This window comes from Gilliamella sp. Gris1-4, from assembly GCF_001690335.1.
In the GTDB taxonomy this organism is placed as follows: Bacteria; Pseudomonadota; Gammaproteobacteria; order Enterobacterales; family Orbaceae; genus Gilliamella; species Gilliamella apicola_P.
The window spans coordinates 44,321-58,267 of sequence record NZ_LZHA01000032.1 but is presented as its reverse complement, the minus strand read 5'-3'; the positions used below and the strand labels follow the sequence as shown (position 1 = coordinate 58,267).

10 protein-coding genes are annotated in these 13,947 nt (G+C 36.2%); 4 read left to right on the top strand and 6 right to left on the bottom strand.

What is annotated here, in order from left to right; translation table 11 throughout:
* Positions 1–189: hypothetical protein (locus tag A9G31_RS11755; RefSeq protein ID WP_176700351.1), on the top strand; the 189-nt coding region annotated here is incomplete at its 5' end.
* Between the two features lie 775 nt (positions 190–964).
* Here A9G31_RS11755 and A9G31_RS04170 read toward each other — a convergent pair.
* A complete protein-coding gene (locus A9G31_RS04170; protein WP_065560577.1) occupies positions 965–2,935 on the bottom strand; it encodes a TonB-dependent receptor domain-containing protein in 1,971 nt (656 codons plus the stop codon).
* Positions 2,936–3,102: 167 nt separating this feature from the next.
* On the opposite strand from A9G31_RS04170, the gene A9G31_RS04165 reads away from it, so the two are divergent.
* From A9G31_RS04165 to A9G31_RS04155, 3 genes are all read left to right on the top strand, one after another.
* Entirely contained in the window at positions 3,103–4,029 is a 927-nt protein-coding gene (locus A9G31_RS04165) for a siderophore ABC transporter substrate-binding protein (protein WP_065560576.1), read from the top strand.
* A gap of 333 nt (positions 4,030–4,362) precedes the next feature.
* Entirely contained in the window at positions 4,363–5,679 is a 1,317-nt protein-coding gene (gene rimO / locus A9G31_RS04160) for a 30S ribosomal protein S12 methylthiotransferase RimO (protein WP_065560575.1), read from the top strand.
* Between the two features lie 8 nt (positions 5,680–5,687).
* Entirely contained in the window at positions 5,688–7,076 is a 1,389-nt protein-coding gene (locus A9G31_RS04155; protein ID WP_065560574.1) for an MATE family efflux transporter, read from the top strand.
* 215 nt (positions 7,077–7,291) lie between these two features.
* On the opposite strand, the gene tkt is transcribed toward A9G31_RS04155, so the two are convergent.
* The 5 genes from tkt to A9G31_RS04130 form a co-directional block, all read right to left on the bottom strand.
* A complete protein-coding gene (gene tkt / locus A9G31_RS04150) occupies positions 7,292–9,298 on the bottom strand; it encodes a transketolase (RefSeq protein WP_065560573.1) in 2,007 nt (668 codons plus the stop codon).
* A gap of 138 nt (positions 9,299–9,436) precedes the next feature.
* Complete coding sequence (tal, locus tag A9G31_RS04145) at positions 9,437–10,387, bottom strand: transaldolase (protein WP_065560572.1); 951 nt, start codon at positions 10,385–10,387, stop codon at positions 9,437–9,439.
* A gap of 281 nt (positions 10,388–10,668) precedes the next feature.
* The gene (locus tag A9G31_RS04140) at positions 10,669–10,905 is read right to left on the bottom strand and encodes a FeoC-like transcriptional regulator (RefSeq protein ID WP_065560571.1); all 237 of its coding nucleotides are present in this window, start codon (positions 10,903–10,905) and stop codon (positions 10,669–10,671) included.
* 75 nt (positions 10,906–10,980) lie between these two features.
* The gene (feoB, locus tag A9G31_RS04135) at positions 10,981–13,308 is read right to left on the bottom strand and encodes a Fe(2+) transporter permease subunit FeoB (RefSeq protein ID WP_065560570.1); all 2,328 of its coding nucleotides are present in this window, start codon (positions 13,306–13,308) and stop codon (positions 10,981–10,983) included.
* Positions 13,305–13,547 (bottom strand): FeoA family protein, encoded by a 243-nt coding sequence (locus A9G31_RS04130; RefSeq protein WP_065560569.1) that lies wholly within the window; start codon positions 13,545–13,547, stop codon positions 13,305–13,307. The genes feoB and A9G31_RS04130 overlap by 4 nt, the downstream gene beginning before the upstream one ends.
* Positions 13,548–13,947 lie beyond the last annotated feature (400 nt).

The following is a 13,947-nucleotide window of genomic DNA, read 5'->3' as shown; positions in this document are numbered from 1 at the left end:
AGCTTGAATAGTAATGCCGGTTTGGATAACAATGGCGGTTTTAATAACCACTTGGATATCGACGATAATTTTGCCGAAGATTTTGCCGATGACGGCGTCGATTCCGCTACGCGAAATGACTTCGATGATGAAAATAACTGTGGCGCCCTACTTTGGCTACCGTGCGAATCAATAAGATTTAGGGCATAGGTTTGGCAGGCCAGATGCCAGATGCCAACCATGGTAATGCATTTTTATTTCCTTGTCAAGTAATTTGTTGTTTTTTCTGAACTTTTATATCCATTCGCCTGATTTTTGAGCGATTCCTTGCCTGTATAAGCTCAAAAATTATAACTTGATGATAAATAATCCGCCACTTTTTTTGTTGGTTTATTGTAAAGATTTGTTAGGGGGTAAGTTTGGGGTTTGTTTTGTTTGGGGAGTGGTGTTTTTTACGGGCGTAGCGGTTGGGTGGTTTTTGGGACTGGTGGAGTAGGTGCTTTTTAAAGGCCTAAAATCGCTCCGGTAGAGTATTGATTTTATTGAATTTTTACCTATCTCCTAGATTACACCATGAAGTGTAATTCGTCTTAACGCTTAGAATAAAAAGCGACAGGCTTTTAAACTTATGCCGTTTTCTTGTGTGTGAGTTCAATAGATATTGTGTATAGTTATAAATACAAAATCTAGTATCTTTCCTTCCTAGAAAGGTGATTATAATGCATAGCAATCTCCAAACTGTGGTGGTGCGAAGGTGCTAGTATAAATCACCTTTCTACTTTCTACTTTCTACTTTCTTCACTCTACCAAGTTTAAAATTGCACTTCATGTTTTAATCCAGAAAATTAACAAAAAAACAATAAAATCAATGCGTTTTCAGACCGTTTTTTTTACACATAAAAGCCTAAACTAATAAATTATTTATAATAAGGCAGCTATATTAAAGCTGCCTTAGAATAATAATTCAAACTAATGTATTGTTTTATTAGAAATTAATTTCGGTACCGACAAAATAGCGTCTACCTTCTAATGTTTTACCAAAATCATCGTTAGTTACATTTTTATCAAATAGATTATAAACACCGGCATAAACCTTAGCTTGTTTATGTACTTGATAAGATGCACCGATATCCCAGAAAGTGTAGCCTGGGTATTCAACTTTTGTACCATTGCGGTTGTTTGATGATTCCATGCCATAATAAGCCATTTTAGCCCATAAATCCCATTGCTGCGATGCATACCAATCGAGTTGAGTGTTGAATTTTTGCTTAGGTGTACGATTTAAAGATCGTCCTTTAAATTGTCCACTTTTTTGTTCGGTTTTGGTCCAAGAGTAGTTAGAGCTTAATAAGAAATCAGTAAATAAAGGTGTTTTGAATGAAAGCTCAAGACCTTTAAGATCGGCTTTACCCACATTTTCACGGCCTTGTATAAAGTCAAACTTTTTACTATAACCATTCAACAAGCACTTGCTTCCTTTTTTACGATTACAAATATAATATGATTGAATTTTGTCTTTATATTTTGTGTAAAATGCAGTTGCAGAGGCATCAATACCATAATCATTGGTATAACCTATACCAATTTCGAAATTATTTGTTTTTTCTGGTTTTAAATCTGGATTTCCAATGATTATACCATCAGAATATCCACCACCAGTAACTTGCCCCCAATCCGTCACCACATAACGTAATTGTGGTGTAGCATAACCAGTAGAATAACCGCCTTTTAACGTAAAGTTATCATCAATATTCCACACACTGTAAACTCTTGGATTCCAGTTGCTACCATAATTTTCATCTTTGTTATAACGTAATCCTAATGTTAAACTCCAATTTTCTAAAATACGTAACTCATCTTCTCCAAATAACGCATAATTCCAACGATCAATTTTAGATAATGTCGTTTTTAGTTGATTTCCTTCGTCATGCAACTCTTGATAATTATATTTTCCGCCTAAAGTCAGCATGTTAATACTAAAAGGAATAGTAACACGTGTATCTACATCCGTATTACGAATTTTCATGTTCCTTTTTGGGTTATTATTTCCTTCATAAGAGACAAATGAAGTTGTAGAAACATCACCAAACAAACCATTATGCGTTAAAGCAAACGTATTTCGTCTATTATCTCTATTAAAATCACTTCTAGATTTATCTCTTGTTTTTCCTGCAGTTGCATTACTATTTTGTAAAGCTCGTCCAAAATCGAGAGCAAATTTTTGTGTGTCTGTAGCATTTAAAGATAATTTACCATTTAAACTACGTAATTTTTGTCCTGCATGACCAGCAAGAAATTTATCTTCATGACGATTTGAATACTGCCCATAAAGTTGTATACCTAAAACGTCATCAATAATCGGTCCCATGGTCGAAAAACTGCCAGTATATGTATCTTTTTCTTTTGAACGATAAGGAATAACCGATTCTAAACGTATACCACTTTGCCATTTATTTGACACTTTTTTGGTAATAATATTAACAACCCCTCCCATCGCATCAGAACCATATAATGACGACATAGGGCCTCGCACAACCTCAATACGTTCAATTGCCGTTAATGGTGGTAACCATCCTTGTTCAAATCCTGAATTATCACTATTTGGTCTTGTTTCGCGGGTACTAACCTTTTTGCCATCTACTAGTATTAGGGTATATTTGGCATCCATGCCTCGAATACTAATATCAGTAGAATCACCACCACCAGTAATATTTACTCCAGGAATATCCTTCAACGCATCTGTGACATCACGATAAGGTTTTTTTTCAATTTCTTCTGGTGTAATTACCGAAATGGTAGCCGGCGCTTCTTTAACTTGTTGAGAAAACCCCGATGCAGTAACAACCATGGTGTCAGTATCTGAATTGCTAGCTGCTATAGCAGCTGTCGATAATGACAACAAAATACTAGTATTAATGACATTTGTAGCCAATTTAATCTTCTTTTTTGCTTTCATTGTTATAACCCTATTATTTATAATGACATTTATAGATTTATAAGATATATGAAGACTACACTATATGAGAATGATTATCAATATCTTTAAAAAATTATTTATAGCTAGACAAATCCCTTTTGTTAAATGATAATAATTATCATTTATATAAACACAGGAAAATTGAGATGAATAAAAAGAAAAAAATATTTTTAAGTAGTATTGCATCGATTATATTAAGTTTAACTGGTTGCCAATCAACGACAACAATGAGTGTAACTGCCAACAACCAAACGGTACAGGTTCCTAAATCGCCCGAAAAAGTTGTTGTCATGAACTATGGGGCATTAGATACTTTAGATGCGTTAGGTAAAGGTTCGATAGTTGTTGCAACTCCACTATCAGTTATCCCTTCTTATTTGCAACAATTTAACAAAACAACAATTACCGATACAGGCAATATGAAAGACCCCAATATTGATGCAATCAGACAAGTTAAGCCAGATTTAATTATTATTGATGGGCGTCAAGCTAGTAAAACTGAAGATCTATCTAAAATTGCACCAGTCATTAATTTAAGTGTGAACGCCCAAAATTATGTTGAATCAACAAAAAACCATATCCATCTACTGGCAAATATTACAGGCACAGAAAGTAAAGCTGATAATATTATTCAGTCATTAGATGAAAAAATTCAACATGCCCGAGCAGTAGCCGAAGCTAGTTCTAAAAAAGCTATTGTTGCTATTCATAATGATGGAAAGATGATTCTTATCAATTCAAGCTCAAGCGCAGCATTGATTCACGATGTACTAGATGTTAAACGAGCGGTACCACTCACCGTTATGCCCGCAAATAACTTAATAGGCAAACCAAAACCAATTTTTATTGATGATAATTACATTAAATCAGTCAAACCTGATATTCTTTTTGTTGTTGATCGTAGCAAAGCAATCGGCAATCAAGGTATGGCTGAGCACTTTTTTTCACAAAAAGTATTAAACAAAAGCAAAACACAGGTTGTTTATTTAACCCCTGATCTTTGGTATTTGTCGGGTGGTGGTGCTGAAAGCATAAATCGTCAAATAGACGAAGTCACTAATGCATTGAAATAGTATCAGCTTAGTTAATAAGTTTATCTTCCTATTTTTTTGAAAGCCTTTATTGCAAATAAAGGCTTTATTTTATGTTGTTCAACAACATTCAACCAATAAGCCTTTTTATTCAAATTTATTAGTTATATCCTAAGTCATTGCTGACATCTAACAGCTACGTTAAAACATTATTTATATAAATTTCAAATTATAAAATCGATGTATCAACTATAATGAAATGTGATAAAATGGTGACTTCATTTTGATTTGTAAATAACAATTAACAAATATAGTTTATTGAATTCTCAAACATTACCTCATTAAATATAAAACACTATTATAAATACTATGAATATGTCACCCCCTACAATTGGATTTGTGAGCCTTGGCTGTCCTAAAAACTTAGTTGATTCTGAACGAATTTTAACCGAACTGCGCACGCAGGGATATCAAGTGGTATCTAGCTATGACAATGCCGATTTGGTTATTGTTAATACTTGTGGATTTATTGACAGTGCCGTGCAAGAATCGCTAGAAGCAATTGGCGAAGCTCTTAATGAAAACGGCAAAGTCATTGTCACTGGTTGTCTTGGTGCCAAAGAAGATCAAATTAGAACTGTTCATCCAAAAGTTCTTGAAATATCAGGTCCACATAGCTATGAAGCAGTTTTAAGCCATGTGAATAAATATGCCCCTAAACCCGAGTATAATCCTTTTACTAGTTTAGTTCCAAGTCAAGGGGTTAAATTAACACCAAAACATTATGCTTATCTTAAAATTTCGGAAGGCTGTAATCATCGCTGTACATTTTGTATTATTCCTTCTTTGCGTGGTGATATGGTTAGCCGACCAATCGGCAATGTTTTAGATGAAGCAAAACGACTAGCCGACAGTGGCGTTAAAGAATTATTGGTTATTGCTCAAGATACTTCAGCTTATGGTATCGATGTCAAAAACCGCACTAATTTTTGGAATGGGACACCATTAAAAACCGATATCCAAACCCTTTGCGAACAATTAGCTAACTTAGGCATTTGGGTCAGATTGCATTATATGTACCCTTACCCTAGTGTTGATAATCTTATTCCATTAATGGCTGATGGTAAAATCTTGCCTTATTTAGATGTGCCATTACAGCATGCAAGTCCTGCAGTTTTAAAATCAATGAAACGACCTGGAACCATTGAAAGAACCTTAGAACGTATCCATAAATGGCGAGAAATCTGTCCTGATATTACGTTACGTTCAACCTTTATTGTTGGTTATCCCGGCGAAACAGAACAAGATTTTGAATTACTGATCGACTTTTTATCACAAGCGCAATTAGATCGCGTTGGCTGCTTTCCATACAGTCCTATAGAAGGTGCTGAAGCCAATAAACTTGCCGATCAAATTCCTGAAGCAATAAAACAAGAACGTTTTGATCGCTTTATGCAATTACAACAAAAAATCTCAACGCAAAAATTACAAGCTAAAATAGGCAAAACTTTAGCTGTTATTATTGACGAAGTTGATGAAGAAGGCGCAATTGGTCGTAGTATGGCTGATGCCCCAGAAATTGATGGCGTTGTTTATTTAAACGAAGAAAACCAAGTCAAAGTCGGTGATATTGTTCAGGTTAACATTGAGCATTCCGATGAGTACGACCTATGGGGAACGGTTAAACGTTAATTAACACCATGAAACAACATTATAAACACGAAGTAAAAAATCTGGTTAAATTGGCAGTTCCGGTGCTAATTGCGCAAGTATCGCAAACCGCAATCACTTTTGTCGATACCATTATGGCAGGAAATTATAGTAAAACCGCCCTGTCTGGAGTGGCTATTGCGGTTTCAATTTGGTTACCAACAATTTTATTTGGTCAAGGATTACTAACCGTTTTAACCCCCATTATTTCAAATTTAAACGGCGCAGCTAAACGGGATCAAGTCGCTGGGCACACGAGACAAGGCGTGGTGATTGCGCTGTTTTTATCTGTCATTATGATGTTAATTTTGTATCATTCTGACAAAATAATCAGTTTAAGAAGTTCAGCAGATCACCCAATTGATCCTGAAATGTTTGAGGTGGCTGTGTCATTTTTACGGGCGATTATGTGGGGAGTACCGGCATTTTTATTATTCTTAGTTTATCGTAATCAATGCGAGGGGTTATCTAATACCAAACCTGCGATGGTTATTATATTTACTGCCCTACTTGCCAATATTCCGATAAACTACATATTAATTTATGGAAAATTAGGTCTTCCTGCTTTTGGTGGTGTCGGTTGTGGTATTACTGCATCCATTATATTTTGGTTGATGTTTATTTTAATTCGCATATACACATTAACTTCCCCAAGTCAACGCGATATTCGACAAACGCCAATCACCAAGTTGGTTGATTTTGCAATAATCAAAAAAGTGATTCTATTAGGTACACCACTGGCGCTAGCTTATTTTTTTGAAATGAGCCTATTTGCGGTGATCGCTTTATTAATTGCACCACTAGGACCAATAACCGTTGCTGCTCACCAAATTATATTCACCATCAGCAGTTTAACCTTCGCCATACCGCTATCTCTTGGTGTTGCAACTAGTATTCGTGTTGGTTATTTACTGGGTAACAACAAGCCAGAATTAGCTAAGCAAACCGCTTATATCAGTTTGGCTATATCCTTTGCTTTAGCTATTATTGTCGCCTTTATTTTAGTTATTTTTAAAACGCCAATAATTACGCTATTTACCAGTGAAGCAACCGTTATTGCTATTTGTTTACAGCTTATTATCTTATTAGCTATCTATCAAGCATCTGACTATTTGCAAGTGGTGGCAAGTAATGTACTTCGTGGTTACAAAGATACCCAAAGCATCTTTTTTATCACGCTCATTTCATATTGGGTTGTGGGATTGCCTGTTGGTTACATACTAGGATTGACCGATTTTATTACTGAGCCAATGGGAGCTGCAGGTTTTTGGATAGGAATTATTTTAGGACTTGCTGTAGCAGCATTTTTATTAATAGCTAGAATGATCTATATACAAAAACAATCAACGGCGGTAATTTTAAAACGAGCTTCTCGATAATAAAATTTTTAATCTAAATTTCATACAAAATATTTTAGATTAAAAAATCAATCACAACATAAGTGTTAGGTGTACTTCAATTGCGGCTAACACTTTTTATATATGATTTTATAATCAAAGTATTACCTTTTGTATTACATTCTCATGTTTGGTCAAATAACGAAAAAAGCCATCAATAATTCAATATTAATGGCTTTATTTGATTCAAAAATTAGCTATTTTAATAAGCTATTTGCCTGAGCAATAACATTTTCAACAGTAAAGCCGAATGCTTTAAATAGTTGATCAGCTGGACCTGACTCACCAAAGCTTGTCATGCCAACGACTTTGCCGTTAAGACCAACATATTTATACCAGTAATCGCTAATACCAGCTTCAATAGCTAGGCGAGCTGTCACTGATGATGGCAATACTGACTCTCTATATGTGCTATCTTGTTTATCAAACGCATCAGTTGATGGCATTGACACAACTCGCACTTTTTTACCTGCTTGTGTGAGTTGATGATAAGCTTCAACTGCAAGTTCTACTTCTGAACCAGTAGCAATAATTATCAACTCTGGAGTACCAGTACAATCATTTAAGATATAACCGCCTCGATAGACATTAGCTAATTGTTCAGCTGTACGTTCTTGTTGTTTTAAATTCTGTCTTGAGAAGATTAATGCAGTTGGACCATCTTTGCGCTCAATACCATACTGCCAAGCAATAGCTGATTCTACTTGGTCACATGGGCGCCAAGTACTCACATTTGGCGTAACTCGTAAGCTTGCCATTTGCTCAACGGGTTGATGCGTTGGTCCGTCTTCACCCAAACCGATTGAATCATGAGTATAGACAAATAAAGAACGGATTTTCATTAGCGCAGCCATACGAATAGCATTGCGTGCGTACTCCATAAACATTAAGAATGTTGCACCATAAGGAATAAATCCGCCATGTAACGCAATACCGTTCATGATTGCTGACATACCAAACTCACGCACACCATAATGGATATAGTTACCATCAGCATTAGCTAAAATTTCTTTAGAGCCTGACCACATTGTTAAATTACTTGGTGCTAAATCAGCCGAACCACCTAAAAATTCAGGTAAAGCTGGCGCAAATGCTTCGATAGCATTTTGAGATGCTTTACGAGTAGCGATAGTTGCTGGATTTGCTTGGAGTTTATTCACCACATCGTTAGCAATTTGTGACCAATTTGCAGGCAAATCACCATTAACACGACGCTTGAATTCTTTAGCTAAATCAGGGTAAGCCTTAGCATAAGCATCAAAACGAGCATTCCATTCATCTTCGCGCTGTTTACCTTTTGCTTTCGCATCCCAAGCATCATAATAATCTTTAGGAATTTCAAAAGCAGGATAATTCCAACCTAATGATTTACGGGTTGCTTCAATTTCGGCATCGCCTAATGGTGCGCCGTGACTTTCATGGCTACCTGCTTTATTTGGCGAACCAAAACCAATTACCGTTTTACACATTAATAAAGATGGTTTATCGGTTACGGCTTGCGCTTGTTCAATCGCTTCTTTTAAGGCTTTAGCATCATGGCCATCAATACCACGAATAACATGCCAGCCATATGCTTCAAATCGTTTTGCGGTATCATCAGTAAACCAACCTTCTACTTCACCGTCGATTGAAATTCCATTATCGTCATAAAATGCAATTAGTTTACCTAGCTTTAGCGTGCCTGCTAATGAACACACTTCGTGTGATATCCCTTCCATCATACAACCATCGCCCATAAACACATAAGTATGGTGATCAACAATAGTATGACCTGCTTTATTAAATTGTGCCGCTAATGTTCTTTCTGCAATTGCCATACCTACAGCATTGGCAATACCTTGCCCAAGTGGACCTGTGGTTGTTTCGACACCTGGCACATAACCATATTCAGGGTGACCTGCAGTTTTTGAATGCAACTGACGGAAATTTTTAAGATCATCAATCGTCACATCATAACCTGTTAAATGCAATAGGCTATAAATCAACATAGAAGCATGACCATTTGATAAAACAAAACGGTCACGATCAGCCCATTTAGGATTGGTTGGATTGTGTTTTAAAAAGCCACGCCAAAGTACTTCGGCCATATCAGCCATACCCATTGGCGCACCAGGATGGCCTGATTTTGCTTTTTGCACGCCATCCATGCTTAATGCCCTTATCGCATTCGCCAGTTCGCGGTGAGATAGTGTGGTTGCATTCATGTCATCATCTCCAAAAAAATTTTGAGTTTAAATTTGTTAATACCTGCAAGGTTAACATCACTTGCAAAATCGTTATTTAAATTAACGAAAGAAAATAGCATAAAAATGGGGAGCATACTCCCCAATTGTTTTATACGATTATAACAATGCGCTAATCATGTCTTCTAATTTGCCTTGGTCAACGGCAAAAGCACGAATCCCTTCGGCTAATTTTTCAACTGCCATAGCATCGCTATTATGTTGCCATCTAAATTCGGCCTCAGTCATAGGGGCAGGACGAGCCACCACAGATTGATTTGGGTTAAGTTTTTGTACAACAGGAGCATTTGATTGTTGCATTTCGGCCAGTAAGTTAGGCGAAATTGTCAATCTATCACACCCTGCTAATGCCAAAATTTGATCGACTTTACGGAAGCTTGCCCCCATCACAATGGTTTTATAGCCGTGTTGTTTGTAATAGTTAAAGATATTACGAACTGAAACAACACCAGGGTCTTCATCAGCGACATAAGGATCGATTGGCTTTTTAGCTTGATACCAATCATAAATGCGACCTACAAAAGGAGAAATTAAAAAGGCATTCACTTCAGCACATGCACGAGCCTGAGCGAACGAAAACAATAACGTTAAATTACAATTGATACCTTCTTGTTCAAGCACTTCTGCTGCTTTAATACCTTCCCACGTTGATGCGATTTTAATTAAAATTCGAGACTTATCAATGCCCTTTTCTTTATAAAGCGCAATGATTTTACGAGCCTTTTCAATGCAGCCTTGTTTATCAAAAGACAAACGGGCATCAACCTCGGTCGAAATTCGCCCCGGAACACTTTTTAAAATCTCGGCGCCAATATTCACCGCAACCTGATCACATGCATTAACTAATTGTTCTTCTTTGCTACCACCTAATTTTTTAGCGGTTTGCACGGCAGAATCAATTAAATAACGATATTGAGGGAGTTGTGCTGCTTTTAAAACAAGAGAAGGGTTAGTTGTTGCATCTTCAGGGGAAAACTGCTTAATCGAATCGATATCACCAGTATCAGCTACCACTACGGTTAGTTTTTTAAACTCATCTAATTGACTCATACTATTTGTCCTCATACAGCATTTTATTACAATGGAAGTATAATAACATTTATTCAATAATAAAACGACTTTGTCATTCAGTAATGATCTAACCGTATAGTTAGTAATAAACAAATAGCTAAAAACATGAATAAGGTTAACTAGCATAAGGATTTTTCGCAATAAAATCGTTCATTGAACGATTTATTACTGCTTTTTTTATTGTGTAAATAAACTCAATTATGTGAACTGAATCACAAAACAAAATCAGTATTGATTTTCTATGAGAAACAGTAAAATAATTAGCACCAAATATATTCAATGTTACGGCTTAAGTCACAACTTGAACAAGAATGACACTGATTTGTTTGGCAAAATAGCGGTTGATTTTGCTCTACTAACTTTATCGTCCCCTTCTTAATCCAAAAAGCCAGCATTTGAGTAACAGCACTTTCTGGTAAGCGGAAATGACGTGCAATATCTTGCAAAGATGCACGACCTTTTAACTGTACATAATCACGAATTGATGTTATTAACATGGCTATAATTAAAATCGCAGGCGTTACCTGCGTATTTTTCCTCTATATGATGTTTTACACATTAACCTAGCAAATTTACTGACAGCATGTTGCATTTTTATTGTCAGATAAATTAGGCACTATACCTTGATTAAAAGATAAATATCGCCCAAAAACACGCATGGACAATAAAGCAACAACAATAAATGTACCGCATCCCAACAACCACCAAACTGCCACAGGCGAATGCCCAAGCAATGTAAATTGATAATAAATCGTTGCCGTTAACCACGCTATACTAAAAGTCCAGATGGCTACAAACAAAGTCCATTTAAAACCAGCTTCACGGTACACGGCACCTAGTGCTGCAGCACAAGGCGTATAAAGTAAAATAAAAATCAAATAAGCCATTGCAGCTGCAGACGTACCAAATGAGGTTTTAATTTTTGACACAGCAGTTGAACCCACCTCTAAATCAGATTGCAATGCATCAATATCATCATTAACACTAGATAAGCCAAGCGGATCTAACAGCGCATCTGACAAATCAGCTAAATTCTTAGGAATCGTTGCCAACGCATCTACAATCCCTTGCGACAAGTCAAACGACTTAGTTGCTTGCTCATTGTCATCGCCCATCGAATAAAGCGAATTAAGCGTTGCAATCACCGACTCCTTAGCAAAAATACCCGTAAAAATTCCCACCGTTGCGGGCCAATTATCGTGTTTAATCCCCATTGGTGCAAATGCTGGAGTGATTGTTTGGCTAACAACAGAAAGCATAGAGTCCTGCGAACTTTCGTGTCTAAACGAACCATCACTGCCCCATGAATTAAGCATACTTAATATTGTTACCATCAACACAATGGCTTTACCTGCTTTAAAAATAAACGACTTTAAACGTTGCCAAGTTAAACTAATTAGACTACTTAAAGTCGGAATACGATACACTGGCATTTCCATAATAAACGGTGTTAATGAACCTTTTAATAGCGTAAATTTAAGTATAAATCCGGTTATCATTGCCACAACTACACCAAGCAAATATAAGGCAAACACCACTAAAGAAGCATTTTTAGGGAAAAATATCACAGCGAATAAAGCATACACCGGCAATCTTGCTCCACATGACATAAAAGGAATCATACAGATCGACATAATACGATCACGTGTACTTTCTAACGTTCGCGTGCCCATAATGGCTGGCACACCACAACCGAATCCCACTAACATTGGCACAAATGCTTTTCCCGGCAAACCAATGCAACGCATCAGCCGATCTATTACCATTGCTGCTCGCGCCAAATAACCAGAATCTTCCAAAAAAGATAAACAAAAAAACATCGCCCCAATGACAGGAATAAAAGTTGAAACAGTTTGAATGCCGCGGCCAATCCCATTAGCTAAAACAGCCGTAAGCCAATTCGGTGCATTGATAGCATGAAGTAACTGCGTTGTGCCATCGACAAAAATAGTACCACACAGCACATCAAAAAAATCAATAAACACAGCCCCAAAATTAATTGCTAGCATAAACATGGCATACATTGCGAGTAAAAAGAACGGAATACCAGTAATACGCCCTAAAGTAATATTATCCAATATATCTGAAAATCGACGACTAAGTTCACGTGGTTTATCAATCACTTTCTTACAAATTGTATCAATCGTATCATAACGTGCACTAGCAAGCGCCACATCAATTTCATTATCACACCATTTTGCAAGCAATGAACGGCAGTTTGCAAACATCTCTTTTTCACTTTCGAGCAAGTTATAACGCGAATCATCTAATAACGCATCCATCAATTGCCAACGATTGAATTGATGCACAACACTATCATCTGGTAACTCACAAACACAACGACTAATCACCGCTTGCTGATCATCGCCAAGCAAATCAATCGACGGATGAGCAGCTTGTGGTGTAACTACCATATTTTCGATTTGTTGATAAAAACACGATAGACCCAATTTTTGGGTTGATGATATTGCTACTACAGGACAACCTAACAGTGTTGACAACATATCAACATTAATCTGCTCGCCCATTGCTTTAATTGCATCCATCATATTTAGTACAACAATCATTGGCACTTGTAAATCAATTAACTGACAAGTTAAATACAAACTACGTTGCAAATTAGTTGCATCAATAATATTAATAATAACACTATCACTATCAGACAACACAAACTGACGTGTGATAAGCTCATCTTGAGAAACGCTAAGTGGATCTGGTTCAATCGAATATGTACCAGGTAAATCGACAACTTCATATTGTGCATTATGATAAGTGAAAACACCTGTTTTACGTTCAACAGTCACCCCAGGCCAATTTCCCACACGTTGCTTTGAGCCAGTTAATAAATTAAATAGCGTCGTTTTACCACAATTAGGGTTACCAATTAAAGCTATCTTCATTCGCTTACCTCCATAACTTCAATGGCTTGTGCTTCTTTACGACGCAAACAAAGCAAAAATCCACGCATTTTAATTTCAATCGGATCACCAAGTGGTGCAACTCGTACAGCCAGAACCTTACACCCCGGCGTAATACCCATTGCAAGTAACTTTCGACGAAAAGGCAACGATTCAGGTAACAATCTAGTAATAACCGCTTCGTGACCTAAAGGTAATTGGTTAAGAGTAAAAGATGACATTATGCTTCCTAAAAAATAACGACAGTACTAATAAAACTAATTATATTAAACTAAATATGCATATTTTAAAAAAATCAAAGTTATTTTTAGTTTAAAAATGCGAATTATTCTCAATAACAATAAATAAACAGAAAAAAAATAGTAAATATAATTAAACAATACAAATTCAAACCTCGCTGTGTCGGGTTTATAAATAGGTAAAATAAATAATCGCGACAAAATTTGGCTACTGTAAAAAGTTAATTTTTTACATAAAAACCATTCAATTAATAATAGGGTTTAATTTAATTTTATTTTTAAAAAGACATTCTGTATGTGTTAAGAAATAAAGAAACTCATTCAACTTATTAGGAAACAAGGTCGGAGCGGTATCAATATCGTACATCTATTCTTTTTGAAT

What these genes read in the sequence shown, in the direction of transcription:
- A9G31_RS04170 (WP_065560577.1), bottom strand. Translation starts at nt 2,935, where the DNA reads ATGAAAGCAAAAAAGAAGATTAAATTGGCTACAAATGTCATTAATACT.
- A9G31_RS04165 (WP_065560576.1), top strand. Translation starts at nt 3,103, where the DNA reads ATGAATAAAAAGAAAAAAATATTTTTAAGTAGTATTGCATCGATTATA.
- rimO (WP_065560575.1), top strand. Translation starts at nt 4,363, where the DNA reads ATGTCACCCCCTACAATTGGATTTGTGAGCCTTGGCTGTCCTAAAAAC.
- A9G31_RS04155 (WP_065560574.1), top strand. Translation starts at nt 5,688, where the DNA reads ATGAAACAACATTATAAACACGAAGTAAAAAATCTGGTTAAATTGGCA.
- tkt (WP_065560573.1), bottom strand. Translation starts at nt 9,298, where the DNA reads ATGAATGCAACCACACTATCTCACCGCGAACTGGCGAATGCGATAAGG.
- tal (WP_065560572.1), bottom strand. Translation starts at nt 10,387, where the DNA reads ATGAGTCAATTAGATGAGTTTAAAAAACTAACCGTAGTGGTAGCTGAT.
- A9G31_RS04140 (WP_065560571.1), bottom strand. Translation starts at nt 10,905, where the DNA reads ATGTTAATAACATCAATTCGTGATTATGTACAGTTAAAAGGTCGTGCA.
- feoB (WP_065560570.1), bottom strand. Translation starts at nt 13,308, where the DNA reads ATGAAGATAGCTTTAATTGGTAACCCTAATTGTGGTAAAACGACGCTA.
- A9G31_RS04130 (WP_065560569.1), bottom strand. Translation starts at nt 13,547, where the DNA reads ATGTCATCTTTTACTCTTAACCAATTACCTTTAGGTCACGAAGCGGTT.